31 protein-coding genes are annotated in these 24,357 nt (G+C 39.6%); 5 read left to right on the top strand and 26 right to left on the bottom strand.

Going from position 1 to position 24,357, the window contains the following annotated elements:
• Nucleotides 1–1,619: 1,619 nt before the first annotated feature.
• The 4 genes from J7E38_RS14105 to sirA all read right to left on the bottom strand — a co-directional run bounded on the left by J7E38_RS14105 (nt 1,620) and on the right by sirA (nt 3,743).
• Nucleotides 1,620–1,820 (bottom strand): hypothetical protein, encoded by a 201-nt coding sequence (locus J7E38_RS14105; protein WP_214707031.1) that lies wholly within the window; start codon nt 1,818–1,820, stop codon nt 1,620–1,622.
• Nucleotides 1,810–2,739 (bottom strand): tyrosine-type recombinase/integrase, encoded by a 930-nt coding sequence (locus J7E38_RS14100; RefSeq protein WP_214707029.1) that lies wholly within the window; start codon nt 2,737–2,739, stop codon nt 1,810–1,812. The genes J7E38_RS14105 and J7E38_RS14100 overlap by 11 nt, the downstream gene beginning before the upstream one ends.
• A 190-nt stretch (nt 2,740–2,929) precedes the next feature.
• Nucleotides 2,930–3,145, bottom strand: coding sequence for a YneF family protein (locus J7E38_RS14095; protein ID WP_079508605.1), 216 nt, complete (start codon nt 3,143–3,145; stop codon nt 2,930–2,932).
• A 157-nt stretch (nt 3,146–3,302) separates the two neighbouring features.
• A complete protein-coding gene (gene sirA, locus J7E38_RS14090; protein WP_214707027.1) occupies nt 3,303–3,743 on the bottom strand; it encodes a sporulation inhibitor of replication protein SirA in 441 nt (146 codons plus the stop codon).
• Between the two features lie 252 nt (nt 3,744–3,995).
• Between sirA and J7E38_RS14085 the strand changes: the two genes are divergently transcribed.
• Nucleotides 3,996–4,631: an FMN-dependent NADH-azoreductase gene (locus J7E38_RS14085; RefSeq protein WP_214707026.1), complete on the top strand. Its 636-nt coding sequence runs from the start codon at nt 3,996–3,998 to the stop codon at nt 4,629–4,631.
• A 38-nt stretch (nt 4,632–4,669) separates the two neighbouring features.
• Here the strand turns inward: J7E38_RS14085 and J7E38_RS14080 are convergent, their stop codons facing one another.
• The 11 genes from J7E38_RS14080 to yneA all read right to left on the bottom strand — a co-directional run bounded on the left by J7E38_RS14080 (nt 4,670) and on the right by yneA (nt 13,823).
• Nucleotides 4,670–4,819 carry a hypothetical protein gene (locus J7E38_RS14080; RefSeq protein ID WP_214707025.1) on the bottom strand — a complete coding sequence of 50 codons (150 nt, stop codon included), beginning with the start codon at nt 4,817–4,819 and terminating at the stop codon, nt 4,670–4,672.
• Nucleotides 4,820–4,935: 116 nt separating this feature from the next.
• The gene (locus J7E38_RS14075) at nt 4,936–5,922 is read right to left on the bottom strand and encodes a phosphotransferase enzyme family protein (RefSeq protein ID WP_214707024.1); all 987 of its coding nucleotides are present in this window, start codon (nt 5,920–5,922) and stop codon (nt 4,936–4,938) included.
• A 236-nt stretch (nt 5,923–6,158) separates the two neighbouring features.
• Nucleotides 6,159–6,845, bottom strand: coding sequence for a lysozyme family protein (locus J7E38_RS14070; protein WP_214707023.1), 687 nt, complete (start codon nt 6,843–6,845; stop codon nt 6,159–6,161).
• 99 nt (nt 6,846–6,944) lie between these two features.
• Complete coding sequence (locus J7E38_RS14065) at nt 6,945–7,691, bottom strand: SDR family NAD(P)-dependent oxidoreductase (protein ID WP_214707022.1); 747 nt, start codon at nt 7,689–7,691, stop codon at nt 6,945–6,947.
• 117 nt (nt 7,692–7,808) lie between these two features.
• Nucleotides 7,809–8,234: a VOC family protein gene (locus J7E38_RS14060; protein WP_214707021.1), complete on the bottom strand. Its 426-nt coding sequence runs from the start codon at nt 8,232–8,234 to the stop codon at nt 7,809–7,811.
• Nucleotides 8,235–8,409: 175 nt separating this feature from the next.
• A complete protein-coding gene (locus tag J7E38_RS14055; RefSeq protein ID WP_214707019.1) occupies nt 8,410–9,432 on the bottom strand; it encodes a hypothetical protein in 1,023 nt (340 codons plus the stop codon).
• Nucleotides 9,429–9,983 carry an RNA polymerase sigma factor gene (locus J7E38_RS14050; protein ID WP_214707017.1) on the bottom strand — a complete coding sequence of 185 codons (555 nt, stop codon included), beginning with the start codon at nt 9,981–9,983 and terminating at the stop codon, nt 9,429–9,431. The genes J7E38_RS14055 and J7E38_RS14050 overlap by 4 nt, the downstream gene beginning before the upstream one ends.
• A gap of 217 nt (nt 9,984–10,200) precedes the next feature.
• Nucleotides 10,201–12,210 (bottom strand): transketolase, encoded by a 2,010-nt coding sequence (gene tkt / locus J7E38_RS14045; protein ID WP_214707016.1) that lies wholly within the window; start codon nt 12,208–12,210, stop codon nt 10,201–10,203.
• A gap of 316 nt (nt 12,211–12,526) precedes the next feature.
• Nucleotides 12,527–12,760: a DUF896 domain-containing protein gene (locus J7E38_RS14040; protein ID WP_214707015.1), complete on the bottom strand. Its 234-nt coding sequence runs from the start codon at nt 12,758–12,760 to the stop codon at nt 12,527–12,529.
• Nucleotides 12,761–12,835: 75 nt separating this feature from the next.
• Complete coding sequence (locus tag J7E38_RS14035) at nt 12,836–13,483, bottom strand: YneB family resolvase-like protein (protein WP_214707014.1); 648 nt, start codon at nt 13,481–13,483, stop codon at nt 12,836–12,838.
• Nucleotides 13,484–13,508: 25 nt separating this feature from the next.
• Entirely contained in the window at nt 13,509–13,823 is a 315-nt protein-coding gene (yneA, locus tag J7E38_RS14030) for a cell division suppressor protein YneA (protein ID WP_214707013.1), read from the bottom strand.
• Nucleotides 13,824–13,977: 154 nt separating this feature from the next.
• On the opposite strand from yneA, the gene lexA reads away from it, so the two are divergent.
• Nucleotides 13,978–14,601: a transcriptional repressor LexA gene (gene lexA / locus J7E38_RS14025; protein WP_214707012.1), complete on the top strand. Its 624-nt coding sequence runs from the start codon at nt 13,978–13,980 to the stop codon at nt 14,599–14,601.
• A 173-nt stretch (nt 14,602–14,774) separates the two neighbouring features.
• Nucleotides 14,775–14,972, top strand: coding sequence for a hypothetical protein (locus tag J7E38_RS14020; protein WP_214707011.1), 198 nt, complete (start codon nt 14,775–14,777; stop codon nt 14,970–14,972).
• Between the two features lie 52 nt (nt 14,973–15,024).
• Here the strand turns inward: J7E38_RS14020 and J7E38_RS14015 are convergent, their stop codons facing one another.
• On the bottom strand, nt 15,025–16,947 hold the full coding sequence (locus tag J7E38_RS14015; RefSeq protein ID WP_214707010.1) for an ATP-dependent DNA helicase: 1,923 nt from the start codon (nt 16,945–16,947) through the stop codon (nt 15,025–15,027).
• Between the two features lie 159 nt (nt 16,948–17,106).
• On the opposite strand from J7E38_RS14015, the gene J7E38_RS14010 reads away from it, so the two are divergent.
• Together J7E38_RS14010 and J7E38_RS14005 are read left to right on the top strand one after the other, a co-directional pair.
• Nucleotides 17,107–17,634, top strand: a complete 528-nt coding sequence (locus J7E38_RS14010; protein WP_214707009.1) for a hypothetical protein — start codon at nt 17,107–17,109, stop codon at nt 17,632–17,634.
• Complete coding sequence (locus J7E38_RS14005; RefSeq protein ID WP_215038621.1) at nt 17,627–18,163, top strand: GNAT family N-acetyltransferase; 537 nt, start codon at nt 17,627–17,629, stop codon at nt 18,161–18,163. The genes J7E38_RS14010 and J7E38_RS14005 overlap by 8 nt, the downstream gene beginning before the upstream one ends.
• Nucleotides 18,164–18,206: 43 nt before the next feature.
• Here J7E38_RS14005 and J7E38_RS14000 read toward each other — a convergent pair whose 3' ends face one another.
• The 10 genes from J7E38_RS14000 to J7E38_RS13955 all read right to left on the bottom strand — a co-directional run bounded on the left by J7E38_RS14000 (nt 18,207) and on the right by J7E38_RS13955 (nt 24,249).
• Nucleotides 18,207–18,626 carry a hypothetical protein gene (locus tag J7E38_RS14000; protein WP_214707007.1) on the bottom strand — a complete coding sequence of 140 codons (420 nt, stop codon included), beginning with the start codon at nt 18,624–18,626 and terminating at the stop codon, nt 18,207–18,209.
• A 100-nt stretch (nt 18,627–18,726) separates the two neighbouring features.
• On the bottom strand, nt 18,727–19,566 hold the full coding sequence (locus J7E38_RS13995) for a nucleotidyltransferase domain-containing protein (RefSeq protein ID WP_214707006.1): 840 nt from the start codon (nt 19,564–19,566) through the stop codon (nt 18,727–18,729).
• A gap of 66 nt (nt 19,567–19,632) precedes the next feature.
• Nucleotides 19,633–19,941, bottom strand: coding sequence for a hypothetical protein (locus J7E38_RS13990; RefSeq protein ID WP_214707004.1), 309 nt, complete (start codon nt 19,939–19,941; stop codon nt 19,633–19,635).
• Nucleotides 19,942–19,981: 40 nt separating this feature from the next.
• Complete coding sequence (locus tag J7E38_RS13985; RefSeq protein WP_214707003.1) at nt 19,982–20,533, bottom strand: ribonuclease FAU-1 family protein; 552 nt, start codon at nt 20,531–20,533, stop codon at nt 19,982–19,984.
• Nucleotides 20,526–21,125: a hypothetical protein gene (locus J7E38_RS13980; RefSeq protein ID WP_214707002.1), complete on the bottom strand. Its 600-nt coding sequence runs from the start codon at nt 21,123–21,125 to the stop codon at nt 20,526–20,528. Before J7E38_RS13980 ends, J7E38_RS13985 begins: the two co-directional genes overlap by 8 nt.
• A gap of 90 nt (nt 21,126–21,215) precedes the next feature.
• Nucleotides 21,216–21,677 carry a GNAT family N-acetyltransferase gene (locus tag J7E38_RS13975; RefSeq protein WP_214707001.1) on the bottom strand — a complete coding sequence of 154 codons (462 nt, stop codon included), beginning with the start codon at nt 21,675–21,677 and terminating at the stop codon, nt 21,216–21,218.
• 63 nt (nt 21,678–21,740) lie between these two features.
• On the bottom strand, nt 21,741–21,959 hold the full coding sequence (locus J7E38_RS13970; RefSeq protein ID WP_214707000.1) for a hypothetical protein: 219 nt from the start codon (nt 21,957–21,959) through the stop codon (nt 21,741–21,743).
• A gap of 40 nt (nt 21,960–21,999) precedes the next feature.
• Complete coding sequence (locus J7E38_RS13965; RefSeq protein ID WP_483297177.1) at nt 22,000–23,028, bottom strand: DUF2332 domain-containing protein; 1,029 nt, start codon at nt 23,026–23,028, stop codon at nt 22,000–22,002.
• A gap of 16 nt (nt 23,029–23,044) precedes the next feature.
• A complete protein-coding gene (locus tag J7E38_RS13960) occupies nt 23,045–23,647 on the bottom strand; it encodes a DUF4253 domain-containing protein (protein WP_214706997.1) in 603 nt (200 codons plus the stop codon).
• Entirely contained in the window at nt 23,644–24,249 is a 606-nt protein-coding gene (locus J7E38_RS13955) for a kinase (RefSeq protein ID WP_483297176.1), read from the bottom strand. Before J7E38_RS13955 ends, J7E38_RS13960 begins: the two co-directional genes overlap by 4 nt.
• Between the last annotated feature and the right edge of the window lie 108 nt (nt 24,250–24,357).

Raw genomic sequence — 24,357 nt, 5'->3', positions numbered from 1 at the left:
TTACCACCCTGATAAATACCATTAACTGTTTACATTTTTATCCACTCTGATAAATACCGAAAACATTCGCTACTACCTATCCTGATAAATACCAATCTAAACTTGGACACTCACCATAAGTACAATTTTTCAAGAATCTCTATAAAATCAACAATATCAATAATTACAGCGTTTTTGAAAATGTCGGATTTATACTTCTACCATAAGTACAAAATTACCAAAATTCTTATATCCCAACTGGCACAACGGATACAGGATTTTTCTATTTTCCTAATTTCTCTCCATAAGTACAAAAAGTACATTTTGCTTATCAATCCAGTATTGGTAATTGATCTAGCGTTATTCGTTTTCGCTACTATCTATCCATAAGTACAAATTATCAAAAGTTTTGTCAATGTTAAATAGGATAAGGGTTTCAGCGTTTCGTTTCCTGTCCACGCTTTTCCTTCCAATAGTCGATTTTCAAAACCCTGTAATAGCAACGGTTTGACTAGGTTTTCGATTCCTTTTTTTAGCCATTTTTCCACTTTTCCCCAAAAGACGATTATCTTTATTTAAAAGAAGGTACTATAAACACTGATTTAACAAGGTTTACACTTAAAGACATTTTATTAGCAATGTTCTATTTTCCTAAATGCTCCTTAAACGGGCATCCATCAAAATCACACTTCATCCTTACTGGCTCTAAGGATAATTGACATAAAATTTTACAAAGTTACCCTTACATGGCTTCACAATGCCTATATGACAAGGTTTCTATATCGGACATTTTTCTCGCCAAACTTCTAGTCATACTTGGACAATATATTTTTTCTTCCATTAGTGCGTATCCATGAAAAAATACCCACACAGGGTATTCAAAACCTTGTCATTTCAACGTTAAATGGACTTTCGCTCATAAAAACTAAAATCAAAATGTTTTTTAGTGTGTTGTAAAAATGCCTATTTGACGCTAATAAAAAGCGGTAGCAAAAGGTTTCCAAACTTGGACATTCCTTATATACCATGCTTTCTAAACTGTCTTAATCCTGATATACCTTACTTTCTCAATTGTCCACGTTTTAGATATACCCTTTTGATTTTTCTCGCTTTTTGGATATACCCTCTGTTCTATTTCAAACATTTGATATATACCCTCTTTGATTTTCGCTACCAATTAGGTATACCCCTCCATTAAAGACGATTTTCTCCCCTTTTCTTTTTACTCTTACAGTATCAAGGGTTACGAAGTCATTTTTTATTCATGGTGTCACGTTGAGTTATTTTTCTTCCTTTGTAGAGTATTATCCCAATGTTAGACAAATCCATATGGCAGTAAGGTCGAACAGGTCATTAAGATAATTAACGATTGTCTTAGGTGGATGAAATGCTTATTTAGCAAGAGTTCAAACTAGGACATTTTTATAACCAATTGTCCACGCATTTTATTTTTCTTCCTTTAACGGATATTATCTCAAATCGGACTCAAATCCTTATGCTTGTAAGGGTAAAGGAAAATAATCGATTTCAAATAATTTTCAAATACAATAAGAACGCTTATTTATCAGTGTTTCTATATCGAACAAACTTCTAGCATTTTTATAACGCAAAATAAAAAACAGGGATTGCTCCCTGCTTAATCAATAGACACTATCTGTTGGAAATAATTCTTTGATACTACCAGTGAAGAAGTCATAGAACACAGCCATTTCTCCACCTTCCATGTCGAGGATACGTTTACCATAAGGCAATACATTAAAGTCCTCTATCACGATTGCTGATAAGTCAAAATGATTCTTAATCCATTCCATTACTTTTGATTCGTACTGATTATTTGTCATGATTCAATCCCCTTCCTAAATTCATTAATGGACTACACGCAATGGCTTTATCTAATAACTGGTCATCACTCAATGACTGTAAATACCTTTGTGTAGTGCTTATGTCTGAATGTCCAAGAAGGCGGGATAATGAGTAAATGTCCATTTGTCCTGATACCAAACTTTGCACAGCGTAAAAATGGCGAAAAGTATGTGGGCTAACCCTTTTATCTTCAACTCCTGCTCTTTTGCCTGCTTCCTTTATGACATTGTATAAACCAACATGAGATATTCCTGTTCCAAAGTAGGTTAAAAAGTAATTGTCATCCCTCATGGATATATCCTTAAAGTATTCTTTTTTCAATCTGTCATATTTTATTAAGATTTTCTTCAAGGCAGGGCTGATATAGACAATGCGTTCCTTGTTGCCTTTTCCAAAAACTAAAATGCTTGTTTCCTGAATGTTACTTGTCTTTAGTCCTCTAACCTCCATTGCTCTGAGTCCACAATCAGCCATCATAGCGATCATGGCTTTATTTCTCACGTCAATATAAGTTTTAGTTGAAAAAGCGTCTATCATCTTTTGTACCTCAATGGGAGTAAAGCCCTTCAATACCTTTTTCGGCACTTTGGGAGTTTCAACTTTCTTCATCGGATTTTCCTGTAAATATTCTTCTTTCACACACCAATTAAAGAAGGCAGAAACCATTTTGTACATAGAAACAATGCTTTGAGGTTGAAGTCCTGATTTTTGCTTGTCACGAATATACGCTTTTAAGTCAAATACAGTAACACTTTCCAATTCAGTAATTGCCCTTTTCTCCATTAGAAATGATTTAACCTGTTTCAATTCTTGACGCTTGTTAATCATGGTCTTTTTCGTGAATCCTTTGGCTAAACAATGGTAAAGATATTCTTCTAGTACATCTTCCAACAACATAAAAAAGCCACCTCTCTGCTTAATCATTCGCAGTAAAAGTGGCTTTTCGTTTCGGGATATGAAAGATTAACCAAATTAGAGAAAAATTCTAATGAAAGATTCACTCTGAAAGCAATTTTTCATTCAACTTTTATCTAATGAGATTGTACAATCACCGTCAAACCCTTATTTGATAAGGTTTTCAATCAAATTATTTTCCTGTCTGCTTGTTCATTGCTGACATCATTTGATTGATTTTCTTCTGGGATGGTTTCATACCCATTTGCATCATCATCATTTTAAGCATTTGTTCGTTGATTGGCGGATTTTTCTTTAAGTAGCTCTCCATGTATTTACGAGCAATGAAAAATCCTAGCGCTACACCGACAACTAATGCCAGTATACCAACTAGAATTATTGTCCACATAAAACTTCCTCCTTCATGTTGTCTAACATACAGTGTACTAAACCAACAGCTATTATACAATATCTGTGTATTTTTTTCTCTATCAAAAACACTCTTTAATGAACTTTTTTGTCATTTTCCATTAAAAAGCTATTCCGAAATTTTGCTTTTGATAATTTCACACGTATTTCCGCTCTTTGATCGGCTTCAGCCAACCATATTTGTTTGATTCAAGGTCGATCGCAAGGAAGGATGATTCACATTTCCGGAGGATTTCAAAGAAGGCCGTTTCCGTGTCGACCTGACCATGGGAATCCAGCTCCAGCCACCTTTCATGTACCTTAAGGATGGCTGAACTATTGTTTGTTTTGTTTTCATATACATATGTTCCGTTCTCGACATAAAACCCTTGTGTTTTTGAGAGCTGCTGGTGCAGAAGCTGATGGATGCGAAGGGCGGGAATGGGCCTGGTCACGAAGTCTACCTGTTTTGATATGATGGATTTTAAATAACCTTTTGCTTGGTTATATTCTAAAAATAATTGGTAAAACATCCGTTCTCTTCCGAAATAATGGGAGGCAAATTCATCTTCTATTAGATATAGCTGGTAGGATCTCACCTGATCCCCTCCTCTGCAGACAAGCTTTTGTCTTTATTATAGAAAAACGATCGGTCTGCGTTTGTCTAAAGATGCCGAAAATATCCACTAATCTTGTCGAATTCAAAACTTTCTTACATTTTATTATAAATTTAACCTCTTCCGTTGTCACGACTTTAGCAGCAATGCCCATTTTTTTCGAAAAAGAGGAATAGTCGGTCCTAATCAGGGGAATATATCAATGTTACTTTGAAAGAGAAAGGATGACTATACATGGCTACTGTACTTTATATTACTGCGAACCCGAAACCCGTTGAAGAATCATTCAGTTTAACGGTTGGTGAGGAATTCATCAAAGCTTACCGTGAAAACAACCCTGAAGATGAAGTGGTCAGACTCGACCTTTATAAAATGGATGTTCCATTTATTGATACAGATGTTTTCAGCGGCTGGGGCAAGTTACAGAAAGGTTCAGCTTTCGAACAGCTTAGTGACGACGAAAAGCAAAAAGTCAGTGCAATCAATACCCTGACTGACCAGTTCGTTGCCGGCGACAAGTATATCTTTGTAACTCCTTTCTGGAACTTCAGCTTCCCTCCTAAAATGAAGGCTTACATTGATAATATCGCGATTGCGGGAAAAACTTTTAAATACACAGCAGAGGGACCGGTTGGGCTGCTTGGCGGCAAGAAAGCTCTCCATATCCAGGCACGCGGCGGAATCTATTCCGAAGGCCCTGCTAAAGAAATGGAGTTCGGCGACCGTTACTTGCGCACGGTTCTGGCATTCATGGGTATAGAAGATGCAGATACACTTGCGATTGAAGGAATGGCAGCTATGCCTGAGAAAGCAGAGGAAATCAAACAGCAAGCCATCCAGCGTGCAAACGAACTTGCAAAACAATTCTAGACAACAAAAAAAGCCTGTTTTCAGGCTTTTTTTACTGATTATTTAACTCCGTCCAACGGAATGTCCTTACGGTGGTCAAAGCTGAAAATGGTTCCTTCGTTCATTTGTTGTTCTGCTGCCTTTTCCTGCTGGGCAGCCTGATTCACTAAAGCACCTTCTAGCGGAATATCCTTTCCATACTCAAACATTCGGTACACCTCCTGTTTCATATTATGGGTATTTATTACTAATATATTTACCTTTTTATTTCTTTTTTCCTGCAAAATTTCCCCAACTCGAAAAAAAAACACCCAATAGTTGGGTGTTAAGCTTTAAATGAGTCTCGATACATCTGAATATAATTCTCTAATTTTGCTTTTAGATTGAGCAGCCCTTCAGTTAAAGTAAAGCCATCTGGGACTTCTGCTATCTGCAATAATTTTACAAAGGTGATTATGTTATGCATGCGAATGAACATTGGAATTTCGTGTACCAGCTGACGGTCAAGAGTGGTTTCGGATTGATAACCGGTGATGAATGCTTTGACAAAGGGATTTTCAAGATCATCACTTGTTTTAAGGATATCTCTTAAAGCAAAGGCAATATCCGCGACAAACCAATGATTCATACTATCATCAAAATCCAACATCCCAAGTTCTTCGTCCATCCAGCTTAAATTGTCCAATTCAAAGTCATAATGGATCAACCCAAAATGATCATTGGTTACAGGCAAGCCTTTGGCCCACTGGTTGATTGTACTCAATTCCATTAATGCAGCTTTTTCCTGAGTCGGCAATTTTTTGTGTGCTGTACTTAATTGATTCTGCCAACTTTGACGGCCATCCCTATATTCTGATGGCATTTGCTTAAAAATCCTATGAAGCTTACCCAGATGGTTACCCCAGTTAAGAAAATCAGCTTCTTCCAGGTCCTCTATCTCTAATGGCTTACCAGGAAGCGCATCAAAGACTACTGCATAATACATTCCACTATTCGTCTCAACACGCTCAATGAAATTTCCATTCAATGATTTCACTGGCAGCGCAACGCGAATTGACTGTTTCCGCAAATAATCAAGGATCTTCATTTCACTCTCAATATGTGAATAGGCTTTTTCCTCAGCATCACTGAATCTTAGAAAATATCTTTTCCCTGCCTTTTTAAAAACAAACAAAAAGTTCGAGCTTGCGCGAAAGTAATAGACAGACCCAGGATCATGGCCCCACATTTCTAGGATTTCTTCTGCCAGGGTACTTTTCCATTCATCATTTACCGTTTCTACTACCTTTTGCATTGTGGTCAGTTTCATCATTGTTAATCCCTCCAATATGGTTTAAAACAACCAAGGGGATTGATGCTGCGCAAAAAAACACGAGGATTCATTACCCTCGTGGTTCATTTCTCTACTTTCATTCATCCGTATGAGTGAGAGGCAAACATTCCAGTCCCGAGGTTCGTTTTATATGGTCAGACATGTATCCTCTCACTCCCTTCAACTTTAGTTAATTTATTTAAATTTGTAATTGTTGGAAAAGTCAACCAAAATAATTAGAATGCTTCTTTGGTTGAACCTTCACTTAAACTTCCAGGGCTGTTGACCGAAATGGTTTCCATATGCCTGGCAACTTTCGTGCTATAGGTGAAATCGCCGTAGCAATACGGATAGCGAAAATTATTCTTATCGCCTCCGCAATTATAGGTTTTCGGATTTTTCTCTACCTGGATCATTGAAAACTTCTTTGCGAGTTCCTCGCTGTGCTTGTTGCCATTTTGAGCTACAAAATCGATATAGCCGATTCCCATATTATATGCCTGGATAACCGTTGGAAAATCGACTTGCATCTTTTTACCATAATCCATCACCCGTTGAAAATATTTCACACCCTGCTGGATACTTTGCTGCGGATCCTGGATCGTATTAGGCGCTAACCCCATGGATTCAGAAGCTTGCATGGGATCACCGCCCTTTCCTTTGCTTTCCTGCATCATCAGGGCAGCAACAGTAACGGTGTGTTCCTCAAGGCCTACCTTTTTCAATTCCTCCGCAATCATCGGAGTATATTTAGCAACTTCACCAATCGAACTGCTCACCCCAACATTCATCTTCTTTAAGCTATAAATATCTAAATCAAGGAATCTATCAAACAGAAAGAAACCTACAAAGGCAAGAAACAATAAGATTGCCAGATTGAAGTTCCTTTGGACCTGCTTTTTCTTTTTAGGTTTCTTTTTCATTCGTTCGTTCTCTCCCAAATGATTTTCTATTTCTATTTTATTAGAAATCATCTGAAGTTGAAAGGGAGCCGCTATCATTTTTAGCAGCTCCCTGAATCCTTATTCTTCATAAATCATTTTACGCGTCATTCCGCCATCGATGACAAGGTCCTGGCCATTTATAAAATCATTATCCTTATCGGCCAAATACAGGCAAGCCCTTGCAATATCTTCCGGTTTCCCGACACGGTTGGACCAATGCTGAAGATGGTCCTTCTGACGCAGTTCATCATATTCAACTGTCTGAATCCACCCGGGGCTTATCGAGTTGACGGTAATCCCTTTCTCTTGAAGAGAAGCGGCAAGTGCATGTGTCAAGGCCACAATTCCGCCTTTAGAGGAAGCATATGCTTCTGAATTTGGTTCAGACATAGTTGCCCTGGTTGATGCAATATTGATAATTCGTCCACCTTTAGTCATCCTTCTGGCCGCTTCACGTGAGCCGATAAACACACTCCTGAGATTGGTAAATACAACATCCTCCCACTCTTCAGTAGTAAGCTCGAACAACGGCTTGAACCGCGACACTCCGGCATTATTGACCAATACATCGATCTGTCCGAAGTCACTCAACACACTGTCAACAAGCTTGACAATATCTTTTTCTTTTCTGACATCTGTTTGATAAAATCTTACTTGTCCGCCGCATTCTTTTAGTTCAGATACCAATTCCTCCCCCTTGGATTCATCTATGTCTGCGATGCATACATTAGCATGTTCTTGCGCAAATGCTCTTGCGATCCCTTTGCCAATTCCATTAGAACCGCCTGTTATAATCACAGTCTTTCCTTCAAACTTGCCTGGCATAAAATTCTCCTCCTATTTTACAAAAGTTGATATTAATAATGATTCCACTTTGTTCTTCCATTCAATCTCTTTATGAAGATAAAATAAGCCAGACTGCATATGCAGCCCAGCGCGGGATTATTTATTACTTTCTGTTGATACTTGCCACTCGACGCCAAACTTGTCTGTCAACTGGCCGTAAGCCGGACTCCAAAAGGTTTCCTGAAGGGGCATTGTTACCTTTCCGTCCACTTGCAATTTATTAAAGACTTCTTTTGCTTCAGCGGCATTATCCACCATTAGCGCGATTGTTACCTGGGAACCAAGCTGATATGGATGGCCGGGGAATGTATCTGAAAGCATAAAGCCTGCATCACCAATTTTCAATTGGGCGTTCAACACTCGGTTCTTTGCTTCTTCAGGAAGAGGATGATCAGGGTTTGCAGGCATATCTCCAAAAGTTTGCAGACTAATCACTTCTGCTCCCAATGCCTCCTTATAAAAATTCACTGCTTCCTGGCCATTCCCATTCGTTACTATGTAAGGGACAATTCCTGTTACCATAACAGCACCTCTTTCTTTTTTAGAACATCAGTTCGTATATATTTTAACATCTACTATCTCTCTATTCAATTTTACCTAAAAGAAGGCTACTTTCACAATAATTACTGTAGGTGCTTTAGCATGTACTCAAAAAAAAACAAAAAAAGCGGATGTTTCCGCTTTTTTTCTTGTTTATTCAATATGGCAATTCTTTTCCATTTTTATCACGGACTATGATCTCATATTCATCCTCTTTTACAAGTGAATTCGGCTTTTCACTATCGATAAATTTGTTTATCTCATCACGTATTTTATTAACTGTCTCATCAGCTTCATCATCCGAAGCTGCCAGGTTGGTTTTTATAAACATTTCCAATTTATTTTGTTTGTATGAATATGCGTATCCTGTGACATGGAATTCTTTTTTGAGGGCCAGTCCTTCATAGATGGTCCTCAAATAATCAGTCCAAATGCCTTCGCGTTTATTTTTTTCAACATCGACGCTTTCTAGGATTACATCTTTTTCATACCCATACGTTTTTGCAGATTCAATTGTAGTGTTTTTAATTTCTTCTGCTCTGGTTTCTGTTACTGGTATGGAAATTTCAATACTACTGTTGAAAGGATTTACAGTCAATATTTCATATCCTGCTTTTTTTAAATCAGCTTCTAGTTTTTCACCTAACTCAGTTAATTCTTCTTCCTCCTTTGAAAGAGGAGTAACTTGAGGAATATATGAGCTTACTTTAATTTTATAGGAATCATAGCCTTTACTTTTAAGAACTTTCTCTGTGACCTCCGTGATTTTCTCTCTCTCCCGGTCTGCATCCTTTTCAGAACCCTCTATGCTGATTTCAAATTTTGTCACTTCACCCGGTGTCATCCCCAGGGAGAAATTTTTATACCCTTCCTTCTCTAGTGCTTCCCAAAGCATGACATCAACAGATTTTGTCTTGAATACCTGGCCAAGATATGGGATTTTAGAAGCCATTTCTGCAACCGAAGGATTAAGAAATGCTGAACCAGTGATTACCCCTAATGTGATCACTGCGGAGGCAGCAAATTGGAACCTTCTATTTCTCCTCATCTTGACAGTGGCCTTCTTTGGTTCTGCTTCCACTTTAATATTCTTGGCAAAATCGTATAGTGATGATGGCACCTCGATCTTCTTCATTTCTTCCTCTAGCTCCTTTTTGATCATCATGTCCTCATTTTTCATTGAGTGCTCACCCCTATTATTTGATTTTCCATCAACTGGTTTTTAAGTGCTTTCCTGGCCCTGTGAAGATGTGATTTGACTGTTGAAGTTTTTATGCCTAGCATTTCAGAAACTTCCTGAATGGTGAAATCCTGATAGTAGTAAAGGAGCAATACATTCCGATAATCCCCGTTCTTGAGTGACTGGATGCCCTGACTGATCTCGAATTGCATTTCCTCTTGAAGAACACTATCCATTACTCCACGGTGATCTTTTAACGTTTCCATTTCAATTACCGTTTCTTTCATTCTTGCATTTTTTCTTATGTTATCGATCGAGCGATGTGAAACTAGCTTGTAAAACCAGGTGTTGAAATAAATGATTTCTTTTCCAGCTATAATATTTCGATATGCTTCCAGCATTGCATTTTGGACTACTTCTTCTGCTTCTTCCTTTGACCGGACAATACTGTAACTTGTTTTATATGCTTTTTCAATCAGGGGATTCAATAACTCAGCGAAAGCAGATTCATCACCATTCCTGATTCGCAGCATCAGTTCTGACTGTTCCAAAAGCAGCACCTCCTTGTATCTTTCTATTCTTTAGGCGACGACGACCCCTTTATGGTTGCAAAGAAACAAAAAAATATATAACAGTTATGCTCTTGCGATCGAGCTAATTGTTCGATATCAAGCCAAATTGATTTTAACATAAATCCTTACTAATATTTTCCAAACCAAAAAGAGCACGCAACCATTAATGGTTACGTGCTCTTTTATCAAGATAATTTTAGTTTTGTTCGATCAATGCTTTTACGCGAGCGACTACATTGTTGACAGAGAATCCATACTCTTCCATGATCTTTTCACCTGGAGCTGATGCACCAAATGTATCGATCGCAAGGACTTCTCCCTCATCGCCAACATAACGGTGCCATCCTAGTGAAGAGCCCATTTCGATTCCAAGACGCTTTTTGACAGACTTTGGAATGACACTTTCTTTGTATTCCTTTGATTGCTGCTCGAAGCGATCCCATGCAGGCATGCTGACAACAGCCACATCGATGCCTTCTGAAGCAAGAGCTTCCTGTGCTTTTACAGCAAGGCCGACTTCTGAACCAGCTGCAAGGATCATAGCATCAGCTGTTTCTTTCCCAGCTGGAGAAATGACGTAAGCACCTTTTGATACGCCCTCGTAAGCATTCTTGTCCGTATTCTTGATTGTCGGCAAGTTTTGGCGAGTCAGCACTAGAGCTGTAGGATTCTTAGTTGATTCTATTGCCAGCTTCCATGCTGCTGCTGTTTCGTTGCCATCTGCAGGACGAATCACTGACAAGTTTGGCATTGCTCGAAGTCCGGCAAGCTGTTCTACAGGCTCGTGCGTTGGACCATCTTCCCCAACCGCTATGCTGTCATGTGTGAACACATAGGTTACAGGCAATCCCATTAATGCAGCAAGTCTGATTGCCGGCTTTAGGTAATCAGAGAATACGAAGAATGTTCCGCCGAACACCTTCAGGCCGCCGTGAAGTGCCATACCGTTCATAGCTGCTCCCATTGCGAATTCACGTACGCCGAACCAGATGTTGCGGCCTTCGAATGAACCTGGGAAGAAGTCACCTGTTCCCTTGATCATTGTTTTGTTTGAACCAGCAAGGTCAGCAGATCCGCCGATCAAGTAAGGAAGGTTTTTCGCAATGCCGTTAAGTGCTTCACCAGAAGATGCACGGCTGGCAAGGCTCTTGCCTTCTTCGTATACTGGAATGTCCTTATCCCATCCCTCTACTAACTCACCCTTCATAGCTTTTTCAAGCTGGGCACCTAGTTCTGGATACTCACTCTTATATTGAGACAATTGTTCATTCCATGCTTGTTCTGTTTGTTCACCTTTATCAGCGATTTGCTGTTTGAAGTGATCATAAACTTCACTTGGTACATGGAAGTCTTCTTCAAATGTCCACTTGTAAGCTTCCTTAGTCAGCTTCAATTCATCAGCGCCAAGCGGAGCTCCGTGAACATCTGATTTACCAGAGAGGTTCGGTGATCCATATCCGATGATTGTCTTAACTTCAATCATTGTCGGACGATCTGAATCTGTTTTTGCTTCCTCGATCGCTCTTGCGATTTCTTCCAGGTTGTTTCCATCTTCAACGCGGATATATTGCCATCCGTACGCCTTGAAACGGCCTTCAATGCTTTCAGAGAACGACTTATTAAGGTCGCCGTCGAGTGATATATCATTTGAATCGTAAAGGACAATCATCTTGCCCAATTTCAGGTGAGCCGCAAGGGATGCTGCTTCAGCAGAAACGCCTTCCATTAAATCGCCATCACCGCAAATGCTATATGTATAGTGATCAACGATATTATAGTTATCCTTGTTATAGACAGCAGCTAGATGCTGTTCAGCCATTGCCATACCAACTGCCATGGCAATTCCCTGGCCAAGCGGTCCAGTTGTTGCGTCCACACCGGCAGTGTGTCCAAACTCAGGATGTCCTGGTGTCTTGCTTCCCCACTGACGGAATTGCTTAATATCTTCCATTGATAAATCATAACCTGCAAGGTGCAACAAGCTATACAGCAGCATAGAACCATGGCCGGCAGACAAGACAAAACGGTCGCGGTTGAACCATTCTGGATTCTTAGGGTTGATGTTCATATAACGAGTCCATAATGTGTAAGCCATCGGTGCTGCCCCCATCGGCATGCCCGGGTGGCCTGAATTTGCTTTTTCAATCGCATCAATTGATAAAGTACGAATGGAATCAATTGATAGCATATCAATTTCTTTAAACATGAAATACATCCTTTCTATAGGTACTGGCTACATCCTTAATATTATAGCGAGAGAAATTATTATACAACAAATTATGCCTGAAGGAGACAGAAAAGGCCGTATTGTTATTTATTTTGACACATACTCGCTGTACTTATGTAAGCGAACAGTTTAGATGAAGACGGAATACAACTTCGAAGCTATGAGTTTTAATTGGCCTCAGTGCTGATTTTCCACTTTAGAAGTCGTATAAAACATTCTATTTCAGTTGTTTTATCTGTCTTGCTGGTAAAATAAAAATGGAATACATTCTCTCATGTATTCCAAATTAAATATATTAATGAAGTTTATTCTTCATTTTTTCTTCTTTTAATTTTTCAGGTGTCACATCATTTCCCTCAGGATCGACAATGGTAACTCCCTTTAGTGTGTTGAGCATAGAAGAACGGAATGACTGGAGATACTCGGCGCGAAGCTTTGTCTGTTCCTTTGCTTCCTCTTCATTCAGCTTCGATGTTTTTGCTTTCCTTGCCAGTTCGTTGATTCTAGCAATTTTATCACTTGATAGCATTGTAAAGCTCCTTTGTAAAAAATTACGTCAAATGACATCTTACTAAATTTTTTTGGGTTTTACAAGAAAGGAGCCTTATTCCTCATCTGTTTCTATATACTCAAGATATCGTCGATTCACTGTTGCCTTGGATACATTGTAGCCAAATCCTTTTAGGGTAGCGGCAATTTCAGCAAAAGTAAGGCCATTATTCCGCAGCCTGACAATCTCCGCAATCGGCATGTCTTTACGTTCCCTGCCGGAATGCTCGCCCTGGTTTTTCAGATTGCGCTGAGGCTTGTATCCATGTTCTACCGCACGTTTCATTCCGCGTTTAATCTTTATGTTATGGATCTTCCTCTGATATTCTTCTACCATACTGACAATCTGGAGGACCATGGAATCCGATTCAGAAAGTTGGAGTTCCCCGCTGTGCGAGATGCTGTATAACTTAACGTTCTCCTTGAGGATGCAATGGAGAATCGCAACCTTGGCATTCCCCCTGCCAAGTCTGGTCTCATCCTGAATCAAAACGGCACTGACTGACTTGTCCTTGATCAACTCCAGCAGTTCCAGTATCCCGTCCCTTTCAAGGTCATACCCGCTGGCTTGTTCCTTGATGATGCTCATCACTTCAAATCCATAGTCTTCTGCAAGGCGGAGCAATTCTTCCTCCTGCCTGGCAAGCGATGTTTCCTGTGTTTCCTTCGTGGTACTTACCCGGCAATAAATAATCGCTTTCATGCTGTCACCTTATTCTATGTACAAATTATCTTTCTGCTCCGGCAATTTGGGTAGGTTCTACATATTCCGCTTTTACCGGGATGACAAGTTCATCTCCTGGAAAAACCTTTTCTCCTACGATCGCATTTTCTTTTTCTACCCAGCTCACGAATTCATTTTTCGACAAATGATGTTCACTGGCGTATGTCTCAGCAACCTCCCACAGTGATTGCCCTTCTTCTATAGTAACAGTTATGTATGCATCATCGTTATTTAATTGTGCTTTTGCCACGAGTGAAAAAATCAGGCTGACAGCAAGAAGAATTAAAGCGTAAGAATAGTTTTCCCATAGTTTTTTCATAATCGACACTCCCTAACGAATATATGTTCGCCTATTTAATTTTTATTATAATACGAACATTTGTTTTGTGTCAACTCAAAATTCGAACTTATGTTTGTATCTATTAAATAGACATGGTATAATTAGGACAAGAAAATATACGAGGTGCGTGAATATGACAAAGTTATCAAAGCGGCAACAAGATATATTTGAATTCATAAAAGGTGAAGTCAAGAAAAAAGGATATCCGCCATCCGTACGTGAAATTGGTGAAGCAGTTGGACTGGCATCAAGTTCTACGGTACACGGCCACCTTGCAAGGCTTGAAAGCAAAGGACTGATCAGACGCGACCCAACAAAACCGCGTGCAATTGAAATACTGGAAATTGAAGAGGAAACCCGTATCCCTAAATATAATGTTGTCAACGTGCCTGTTGTCGGTAAAGTAACAGCCGGTATGCCGATCACCGCAATTGAGAATGTAGAAGAATACTTCCCGCTTCCAGATCGGCTTGTTCCTCATGATGAGCAGGTTTTCATGCTGGAAATCATGGGTGACAGTATGATAGAGGCTGGTATCCTTGATGGAGATTATGTAATCGTCAAGCAGCAAAAGACTGCCAATAATGGAGACATTGTCGTAGCCATGACAGAGGATGACGAAGCAACTGTTAAACGCTTCTTCAAGGAGAAGGACTATTTCAGGCTTCAGCCTGAAAATTCGTCAATGGAACCGATTATCCTTCGGAATGTATCGATTCTTGGGAAAGTCATTGGCGTCTATCGTCATATGCACTAAAAAGCAAGCGGCCTCCGCTTGCTTTTTTTCGTTCTATTAAACTTTCATTCTTTAAAGGTTCTATGAGAAGAGCACATTCGTTTTCAAAAATAGGTACAAACCCTGACAACTTGTCCCTTTCCGAATAAGATATCGTGTAAGTATTTTTTTGATGGAAAGGAGTTGAATTTCGAATGGGATCCAATCGAAATAACAACGATGTAGCAGGAGTTTTTTACCCTAACCGCAACAACAACCAGGTAAGGGCGACAATTGATTTCGATGACCTTTGCCGTGCTGTCCGTCGCTGCATCATCAATGATCTGGTTGCTGGTGCTCAGGATGAGAATGATCGTGACCGCGATAATAGAAAGTGCGGCTGCAGAGACTAATTACCGCAAAAAAATCCCGAAAGGCTTGTAGCTTTCGGGATTTTTTTCTATCTTAATGAATGTCTCTAACAGGAAGCACCCCAGTTATTTCTTCCATAAATTCTGCTTTTTGCTTACCAGTAAGCCATAAATGGACGATACCCTGGTCCTGGCTGCTCCTGATCAACCGGCCGATTCCCTGTCTTAATCGAAGCAGCATGTATGGAACGTCTACTTCTGCTTCAGGGTTGGCCGCATGCTTGCGTTTTGCCTGGAATACCGGGTCATGAGGCGGGAATGGCAATGAAGCGATAATGACCTGGGTCAATGATTCACCTGGAACATCAAGACCTTCCCATAAACTGTATGAGCAGAGTACAGTGCTTTTGACATTCTGGAAGTCTTTTACGGTTTCACTGATCTCCCGGTCGCCTTCAAATAAAATGGCAAAATCCCATTCCTGTTGTTCGGACCATTTTCTGAACCTTTCCATTTCCTGCATGGAAGAAAACAAAACCAGGGAGCTTCCATTTGCAGTGCTCAAGTCCTCACCTATCTTCTCCCATTTTTGATTTTCAGCATCCTGAACATGCACTTTAATTTCCATTTGTTCTTGATAATCAAACGGTGATGCCACCGTGAAGGAAGAATATTTTTCGATTCCGAGACTCTTAGCTATATAGTTGAAGTCCCCTGCCTGTGATAAAGTAGCTGATGAAAAAACGAACGGGATATTCTGTGCAAAAACTTCTTTTTTCAAAATGTCCTCTACCAAACGGGGCATGATGACGAGTGAAGACTGAACTTCATTCTCTTCAAGCCAGAAAATCCCTTCGTCGTTCTTCAGGAAGATCGCTAGACCATACGCAAAAAACTCGAGGTACTCTTCCATGATTTTTAAATGGTATTCATCAATCAAGAACATTTCTGCGTCAAAAACAAGCTGGTCCATTAATTCGCTGACCTTCTTTTCCAAAGTTTCAGCTGTCTTCCTGATGGCAGGATGCTTCGCAACTTCTTTTCGATTCGAACCCTCAACAGCAGTTGAGTTTTCAACCAGCAGGTCGAACCATGAATCATGCAGTTCTATAATATCCTCGATTAAATAGAGAGATTCCTCCCTGACATCCTGATGCATATAACCTGTTAACACAGTCGTCAGCGTTTGCGAATTAAATCTGTATGTCAAGCCTTTTTGCGCTGCGAATTCAAGCAAATGGCCTTCATCAAAAATGACGGTGCTTGCTTCTGGCAGCAATGGCATCTGGCCCTCTCTTTTGCGAGATTCTTTCGTCCAGACATGCTCCATGTAAAAATCATGCGAGCAAATAATCAAGTCTCCGGCATGTCGATAGTAATCACGATTCAATGTTTGTCCGCAGCGATGGCGCCAGCTGCATGTTGAGCATTGCTGGAGCGGATCCCACGCCATCTGGGACCATTTTTCATTGGTGACCCAAGGATATTCCTTTCGATCACCATAGCGGCTGAACGAATTCATGGAAATGCCTTCATCAAAAATAAAATCAGGCAGCTGGTCATGGACATCAAGGATTTCAATGTCGTCAGAAGTGTTGGAAAGCTCATCAAGCTTCTTGACACATACATATTGCTCCCTTGCTTTCGCCAGCCGGACGTCCACTTTGAGTCCCAATGCCTGCTCTAGTTTCTCAATATCTCCGCCCTCTTTGACAAGCTGTTCGATCAGCGTTTCATCTGAACAGGATACAATCGCAGGCTTCCCCATATAACGAGCGTAGAGGATTGCGTAGATCAGGTAAACGAAGGTTTTTCCTGTCCCCACACCTGCTTCCGCAAACACAATCCCTTTGTTCTTAAAGGCCTGTTCCACCTGGAAAGCCATATATATCTGTTCATCGCGCAATTCATAGCCCTTTTCAGGCAAAATATCATAAAAAACATCACCAATGTAATCTCCTAATAAATCAAAGAATGTATCATTTTTAGTGATGGTAAATGGAAGATTTTTTGTCATTCAGGTTCTCCTTGAAAATTGATTCTGGCCAAAAGCCAGCTTTAATCATAACAGAAAAAAGTGCTGGAAGTGAAAGAATTCATTCTGGTAAAAATTCTGATTACTCTTTTGGAATTTTCTGCTATTATTAATTCAGACTTTAACCAAAGGAGTAAATTTATGAAGGCGAAAAAGTCTAAATACCTTATTATATTCGTTCTCGCAGCATTGATTTTACTCAATATCTATCAATATAACAAAATTTCCGACATGGAAAAGGAAGCAGGACTTGAATTCCAGCGTACTGTACGGGATTCTATCTTTCTGCTGGAAAACGATGCCGATCCGACTATATGGATAAAGATCCTGAATGAAGAAGATGGCGAATTCACGTTTGCCAGTCATCTAGGTGAACTGTCTAATCTGAGCAGACAGTACCATATGATGAATGGAAAGATCTCAATGTTAGGGACAATGTGGGATCAACTAGCAGACCGTTATACAGACTTAGCGATCAGTGTTAAAAATGGCAGGGACTACACTCAAACAGAAGAGGAAATCAACAAAGACAGAGAGTTTCTAGTTATGTTTCTAAATGATATCGACTCAATATCAGGTGAAAGTGAAAAGCGTTATTACAGGGGATTTTCTGATTCCAAATCCAAAACTTCAAATATGGTATGGAGGGAGTATAAGAAATATGAATAGCGTTGATTATATTATTCGCCCGGAAGAAATGCACGATATCCATGGTATCAGGGTTCTAAATCAAGTGGCTTTTGAAAAGGGTGAAAATGAAGCCCGTTTGGTTGACCTGATCAGGGATTCTGAACATTTCATTCCTGACTTAAGCCTGGTAGCTGTTGACGAGAATGGAAAAATCATCGGGCACATTCTTTTTAGCATCATCAGTCTTGTTACAAATCAAGGAATGATTCCAACCATCGGTCTCGCTCCCATGGCCGTGAATCCAGAATATCAAAATAGCGGAATCGGTTCAGCACTCGTCACGGAAGGCCTGAAAAAATGCAAGTCTTTAGGATATCAACATGTATTCGTACTCGGCCATAAGAATTTTTACCCCAAATTCGGGTTTCAGCCCTCGAAAAACTTCGGTATCCAAGCTCCCTTTCCAGTACCAGACGAAGTGTTCATGGCAATTGAGCTTGAGCAGGGCTCATTGAATGGTTTAGAAGGAAAAATAGAATATCCTCCGGCATTTAGTGCAGTAAGCTGAAAAAAGTGCCCGTATTGGCACTTTTTCTTTTGTATGGCACTAATTATTCACCTAGCAGCAAGGCTGATCTTAGGTCACGAACTTCAGTTTTATCGGTTAATCTTCCATACCCTTCATTTTCCTTGTTGCTGATTATGGTTGCAGACTCTCCCTCAAACCAGATTCGGTATTCATCCAAGCTCTCAGGCATATTTTTCTCTTCCTGGATGAAGAAAATCGCCAATACATCTTCTTTCCTTGCCATTTCAGGCTTCGTCTTTGGGGACCATTTGATTTTATCGAATGATTGCTCAATTGTTTGCAGCTCATTTTTTGAGGCAATTATTCTCTCCTCACCGTCTTTCATGCCATCCTTTGTTAGTTTTTGCACATCGACCCTGGTTAATTCCGGTTGAAAATTCGAACTGCAGCCAGTCAAAACAACAATTAGAATCATCATTGTTATAATAGCAAGCTTTTTCATTTAATCCCCTCAATCGTATTATTCAAAGATACTGCAGAGTTAGATTATTATCCCTGATTTTTAGCGCTTATCATTGGATGATCAATCAGTGAAGGAACAATCATAACACCATTTCAATGATTTCCCTGAAACGTTCTTCATCCGCTTCCAGTCCTGCCTTTTTATGTAGAACTGTATACAATCTCATTACTTCTGGATACATTATCGATAATGCAGCTAAAATTTCTTCCGTTTCTCTTTTACAATTCCATTTGGCCAGCAACGATAATTGCTGGTCGTTCAACAAACTTCTTTCACCTTCAACTTTAGACCAAACACCATATGCAGAATCCAGATGGTTTCCGGCTTCCATATACCAGCCGTCAGCAATCAACCATCTGACCCTGTCCAGATTTGCCAATGCATAGTACCACTCTTTCCGCATTGCAGCCCGGTATGTTTCATGGTAAAAAGCCAGTATCTTACCTTTCCAAAAATCTACAGCTTCTGCATCTATCACAAATGCAATCTTGGAAGATTCCTCGAAAACATCTTTTAGAATATCTTTCGGGTCATATAAAACCTCCAAGCCTTTTAACCAGATAGAAGGTTGTATTTGACCTGCCGTTTTATACCAAGTATCAGCTTTAACAAAGGAATCAAAGTGTGCGACCACAACTGGTGAATCCGGGTGACTGTCTTCAAAAAATAATACATTTCCCCAATTCAAAGCGCGCTGCCTTTTATATCGAATAAAATCTACCAGACTGGCATCCTCAACAATGATATGTAGATCTATATCTGAATAGTTATCATAGTTTCCTTTTGCCAATGACCCACCAAGATAAATGGCTCTTACATTTTCATCACTAGTTAAGTCTGCTGTTGCTTTTTTTAAAATTTCATGGCGGTCCCTTGGTAAATTCATATCCCTGACAAAATTCTTAGTTTCTAATCCCACACATATATAACACTCCTTATTTGTCATCACTAATTGCTAATTAAATAACCCCATATTGATTTAATTTCATGTTAAATTCCTGATGTTATAACTATCTTCTGTTAATTCTTCCTCTGAAGTTATGACTTCGAGAAAATGCTTATACATTTCCTTGATTTCTGGCTGCTGGTCAACTGCATGAATACTGTCAGTATAGCTTTTTTCATCCTGATAGATATGCATCTCCATCCACTTTGAACTGTCTTCCTTGCTTTGTAAGTAAAAAGTCTGTTTATTGGTGAAACGTGAATAAATTTGCTCGGCTTTCACTTGAATCTCAAGGTAGTCTTTTTCCCGCTCTGGCTTAATGCTGTAACTATATGTTTTTACGAACATAATAGAGTTTATCATCCCTTAAATTTTTCTCGAGTAGGTCTCAATCCTTCCTGTCAAAATACTCTTTATGGATCCTGGTCAATTGAAACAATTTAAATTCATTTGCTTCTATTTGTTTCTTAATTTGCTCGGCCTCGGTTATTGCGATTTGATATAAATCCTCATTGATCATTCCTGTCGAAAATGCTTCTTCCAGTTCATCATGATCTTTATAGAATATTTCCCCACCAGGCAATATGATAATATCCAGAAACAGGTCATCCCAATAGGGGCGGTTGTTTTCAACCCCATTTCGAAGGCAAATGTCGATATACCACTGAACAACCTCTCCCTGGGCATTGAACATGGTTGTGACGGAATGGCGTTTTCCTTCAGGAAAATGCTGCATCCAGGTAAAGCCATTGTTTACTATGCAAACCTTTTTATCTTCGTATTGAAAAAATAATGGTTCGGTGACTTTTTTTACTTCCAATGAAGTTACATATCCTCGGAAATCTTCCTCTTCAAAAAATTCCTGTTGGAACTCCCTATGGCTAACCCGTTTCCAATCTGCACGGTCACCGTACCTTCTTTCTAGCATTGGCTTATTCATATAAATCTCCCATATTATTATTCAACGGAATATTGAATTCTTGCAGCTTTTCCATTATTCTTTGCTTGTTATAAGTTACCTTGCTGTTATTAGGCAATTCAATCACAGTTCCATTGTTAGTAGTAAACAGATAATGATCCGAAACGGTTACCCCTTTGTTTTTGACGAAAATCTCCTTCGCTTCCTTAATATCCTTCCAGCCATAAGAAACAACTTCATTGAAACTACTCGCCTCATTAAAATGCAAACCCTTGTCATTGAGATAGTAATAATTCGAAATACTGAACATAAAGAATGGTACGCTTCCCAACATAAGTAGAATAGTGAGCCACTTGAACCCTCCCCATTCGAATTTCCATTGAACAAACAGATAAAGGAGCAGCGTGACAGCAAGCCAAAGCATGCCGACCATGAACAGAATATAAGCTGATGGCGGCGTCACATAAAACCACTTATCTTTTGTCAGGTATAGATAATCCTGTATAAAATAAACGAAAACGAGAGGCATGAATAAACTGCTGATGATCAGAATGATGGCTGAAACAAGAATAATATTCGAGGTATTCTCGGATTTGAAGGTTAATTGCGCCATAACTCTTTCCTCCTTTTACCAGATACCTTCTATACGCGTAAAAGGACACAAAGTTTCAAATAAATTAGATTATTCTTAAAATAAAACTGGCTAAAAATGCCTTTCCATTGGCTCCTGGCAATGAGTGTATCCATTTTTTTCGTAGAAGTTGATGCTTTTATCACTTGGCCAAACAATGATGAACTCGAATTTATTCTCTTCAACCCATGAATTAACAATCGATAACAATTCACTGCCCACACCCTTCCCTCTATATGCCGGCACAGTATAAACATTTGTCATGTAAGCAAACGGTCTTGTGATCCTGCCAGGGTGAGGAACCTTTTCGATCAATTCAATATAAATATGTGATATGATTTCCCCTTCTTTTTCCGCAACCCACACAAACCACCTGCCATTTTCCAATGCAGTATTAAGAAAATGTTGGCATTCTTTTTCAAAGGAACGATACGCTATTCCTTCTCCCATTTCCGGGTAATCCTCGAGTGTAAAATCCCACCTCATCTTAATTAATTGCTGTATATCCTGCTTTGTTGCTAAACGAAATTCCATCGAATGTCTCCCTATTTTCAAGTTTCTTTGACATTGTTTCATAGCTTCAAAAATCAATTAGTTTTAACTAGTGGATTTTGCATAGAAAATTCCTAACCCAATTGGAAACAGAGGTACCAAAGCCAAGACGCGTAACCAGTTTTCGGCTCCCAAAAAATAAAGGGATGGCAGAAGTACAGCAACCCCACACCCAATGAGCGCTTTCCAGGACTTGTTGACCAATCCGAATATCAAAAGAATTCCCGATGCACCAACCAGCAGCCAAAATATTGTTCCCGCCATCTCTTCGCCCTCCTAAAATACAGTATGTGTAATAGTCACCCTATCTGAGATTCAGGCTGAACCAGCGTCCATGGCCTTCGGTTTCCCCGATTGTTTTCAGGCTTTCTTTTCCATCATGATAGTAATCCAGGTGGAGACTTGAGTCGTACATATTATTGTAAATATGAAAGATGTCCCTTCGGTCACCAATCTGCTTTACTTGGTCCAAGAGTTTCTTCTTTGTTGTGTCAGGCATTTGATTGGCAACATGAGTATGAAAAACGCAGATCACCTGCTCATCAGGTATTTCGGCATCAAGGGATTTGAGGAGTTCGACGCCATCCCCTTCTATTAATCTCAAAGACTGGTTAGCCACAAAGTTTGCTGCTTTTTCAAACAGTTTCCGCCTTTCATGATGTTCAGGCCAGATGAGAGCTTTAAGCCAAAGATAGTCCTCCGTATTTTTAACATCGTTGATATGCAGGTCAATCCCAATCCTGGTCTTCACTTCAGGGATGTCCATTTCACTGAATATATTATTTTGCCCTTTGATTTTAGATATTAAGTGAACCGGCGAATCAGGTTTACCAAAGATTTGTCCTGACCCATACGAATAGCTATATTGATCAAGGAAAAGCTGCAAACCCGCACTACTCCCGATTTCTATCAAGGCCAACGGTTTTTGGACCTTTTTAAAAATATGGCTAAAAACCGGGTAAAGGTAAGAACAGCGCCTTACTTCATTAGTCTGAACGATTTTGCTTTCAATAATCTCAGTCATTTCTTCAGTAAATTCACGGCAAAAATCAACGAAAGCAGTAAAAGCTTCATCACTTGAACGTGGATGGTTTGTCAAACTTGGGTAGAATTCAGCGAGTGGATGCTCATAACCTTTCATCAGCAGATAATGTACAGCCCCAAAAAGCAAATTTGGCACCGGCTGGCCATCCTTCGCTTTATTTGCAAGTTCAAGCATTTCCCAATCCTCAGCAATTTTCAAAGAAAGAAATTCATATAAAGGACTCGATCCCATGCATTCATGCACAGCAAAATGTTTGAACTTCTCAGAAATCCTTGAATCCATAATAATCCCCTTCCAAAGATGATCAGTCCCACCATAAAAATAATTTATTTGACTCTTCCAATTCTTCCATTAATCCATTGATCGAACCTGCTCCCTGCTCAACGATGTCTGGACAGAATTTATACATTTCGGTGGCGAAGGATCTCAATTTTTTGCTCTCAGGAATTACCTGAAATGTGGCTTCCACCCAGTCAAAATCCGCTCCTATGATGGTGAATGGATACCTGTGATGCCACTCCTTGAGTTTGGAAATAACCATTTCGCTAGTAATATCATAGTTATCTCCATTGGTTTGCTGAATTTTAATGATGTCAAACTGGTCTGATACCTGGGTGATACACACCTTGTTATGTTCGGAATCACAGATAAAAGGAAGAAATCCTAGTTCTTGCATTTCCTCCCTCATTTTTAAGACAAGATGTTCCGCTTGATCCTGTTTTACCTCTATACAGACTCCTATGACACTCTTCTTATCTGTATACAGATCTGTTTTATAAAATGGCTTCAACCTTCCAGTGGTGAATTTACTTATGATGGACAGCACCTCGTCAGAAATCCCAATGTTAGCTATATTAATGTCTTGTTTTGATTCCCTGCCAAAGCCAAATATTCTTTTCCAATTCATTCACTATCACCTTCTGTGCGAAATGAACCTTCCATTAATTGATGACATGTTAGGACTTTATCGGCTTTTACTTTTGGACTGAGCTTTTCCAGATAATAATCCTCCGATTTCCAATATCTATTCTCGAACTTTTCTATATTCTCCCGAGTGCGGGCATTTTCCCTCTCAAATCTTATATGGCGGGGGCAGTCGATAAAAATGGTATAGTCCAGATACTCTTTCCACTCTTTTCGCTGCAGGAATATCCCTTCGACCAAAACAACGTTCTTGCCCATTAAGTTCAGCTTTTTATATACTTGTTGATCCATTTGATCATCATAGAACGGAAGCAAAAGTTCATTATCATGATGGAGTTTTTCAAACAATATTTCACTCAGTTTCTCTACTTCCCACTGCCGGTAATAATACTCCTTCCATTCCGCTTCGCCCGTTCCATATCTTTTCGTTCGATCGACAATATGGTCATCCAAATGCAGGATCTGGCTTTTCATTTCGGATTCTTCCAGCAATGCAGCTAACTTCTTTACAATGGTCGTTTTCCCCGACCGGCTAAGCCCGTCAATGCCAATGATCAATCGGTGTTTATGATTAATCATCAACATGAATTCACTGACTAACTTTTCTAAGATATTCAATTTGCCAACTCCTCAATTCACCGAAGAAATTCCTTAACATATTCGATAGCCGACCTCGCATTTCCTTTTTTAGGC

It is taken from the genome of Bacillus sp. ISL-35 (genome assembly GCF_018613355.1).
Lineage (GTDB): Bacteria > Bacillota > Bacilli > Bacillales > Cytobacillaceae > Mesobacillus.
The sequence above is the reverse complement of the archived record's forward strand: the minus strand, read 5'-3'. Positions and strand labels throughout refer to the sequence as shown.

Coding starts and splice junctions, on each gene's coding strand:
- J7E38_RS13955 (WP_483297176.1), bottom strand. CDS start 24,249: ATGTTGATGATTAATCATAAACACCGATTGATCATTGGCATTGACGGG.
- J7E38_RS14015 (WP_214707010.1), bottom strand. CDS start 16,947: ATGACAAAAAATCTTCCATTTACCATCACTAAAAATGATACATTCTTT.
- J7E38_RS13975 (WP_214707001.1), bottom strand. CDS start 21,677: ATGGAATTTCGTTTAGCAACAAAGCAGGATATACAGCAATTAATTAAG.
- J7E38_RS14080 (WP_214707025.1), bottom strand. CDS start 4,819: ATGTTTGAGTATGGAAAGGATATTCCGCTAGAAGGTGCTTTAGTGAAT.
- J7E38_RS13985 (WP_214707003.1), bottom strand. CDS start 20,533: ATGAATAAGCCAATGCTAGAAAGAAGGTACGGTGACCGTGCAGATTGG.
- J7E38_RS14070 (WP_214707023.1), bottom strand. CDS start 6,845: ATGAAAAAGAAACCTAAAAAGAAAAAGCAGGTCCAAAGGAACTTCAAT.
- lexA (WP_214707012.1), top strand. CDS start 13,978: ATGACAAAGTTATCAAAGCGGCAACAAGATATATTTGAATTCATAAAA.
- J7E38_RS14055 (WP_214707019.1), bottom strand. CDS start 9,432: ATGAAAAATGAGGACATGATGATCAAAAAGGAGCTAGAGGAAGAAATG.
- J7E38_RS13980 (WP_214707002.1), bottom strand. CDS start 21,125: ATGGCGCAATTAACCTTCAAATCCGAGAATACCTCGAATATTATTCTT.
- J7E38_RS14085 (WP_214707026.1), top strand. CDS start 3,996: ATGGCTACTGTACTTTATATTACTGCGAACCCGAAACCCGTTGAAGAA.
- J7E38_RS14095 (WP_079508605.1), bottom strand. CDS start 3,145: ATGTGGACAATAATTCTAGTTGGTATACTGGCATTAGTTGTCGGTGTA.
- J7E38_RS14075 (WP_214707024.1), bottom strand. CDS start 5,922: ATGATGAAACTGACCACAATGCAAAAGGTAGTAGAAACGGTAAATGAT.
- J7E38_RS14065 (WP_214707022.1), bottom strand. CDS start 7,691: ATGCCAGGCAAGTTTGAAGGAAAGACTGTGATTATAACAGGCGGTTCT.
- J7E38_RS13970 (WP_214707000.1), bottom strand. CDS start 21,959: ATGGCGGGAACAATATTTTGGCTGCTGGTTGGTGCATCGGGAATTCTT.
- J7E38_RS14020 (WP_214707011.1), top strand. CDS start 14,775: ATGGGATCCAATCGAAATAACAACGATGTAGCAGGAGTTTTTTACCCT.
- J7E38_RS13990 (WP_214707004.1), bottom strand. CDS start 19,941: ATGTTCGTAAAAACATATAGTTACAGCATTAAGCCAGAGCGGGAAAAA.
- J7E38_RS14100 (WP_214707029.1), bottom strand. CDS start 2,739: ATGTTGTTGGAAGATGTACTAGAAGAATATCTTTACCATTGTTTAGCC.
- yneA (WP_214707013.1), bottom strand. CDS start 13,823: ATGAAAAAACTATGGGAAAACTATTCTTACGCTTTAATTCTTCTTGCT.
- J7E38_RS14040 (WP_214707015.1), bottom strand. CDS start 12,760: ATGCTATCAAGTGATAAAATTGCTAGAATCAACGAACTGGCAAGGAAA.
- J7E38_RS14010 (WP_214707009.1), top strand. CDS start 17,107: ATGAAGGCGAAAAAGTCTAAATACCTTATTATATTCGTTCTCGCAGCA.
- J7E38_RS14105 (WP_214707031.1), bottom strand. CDS start 1,820: ATGACAAATAATCAGTACGAATCAAAAGTAATGGAATGGATTAAGAAT.
- J7E38_RS14060 (WP_214707021.1), bottom strand. CDS start 8,234: ATGGTAACAGGAATTGTCCCTTACATAGTAACGAATGGGAATGGCCAG.
- J7E38_RS14035 (WP_214707014.1), bottom strand. CDS start 13,483: ATGAAAGCGATTATTTATTGCCGGGTAAGTACCACGAAGGAAACACAG.
- tkt (WP_214707016.1), bottom strand. CDS start 12,210: ATGTTTAAAGAAATTGATATGCTATCAATTGATTCCATTCGTACTTTA.
- J7E38_RS14005 (WP_215038621.1), top strand. CDS start 17,627: ATGAATAGCGTTGATTATATTATTCGCCCGGAAGAAATGCACGATATC.
- J7E38_RS13960 (WP_214706997.1), bottom strand. CDS start 23,647: ATGAATTGGAAAAGAATATTTGGCTTTGGCAGGGAATCAAAACAAGAC.
- J7E38_RS14000 (WP_214707007.1), bottom strand. CDS start 18,626: ATGAAAAAGCTTGCTATTATAACAATGATGATTCTAATTGTTGTTTTG.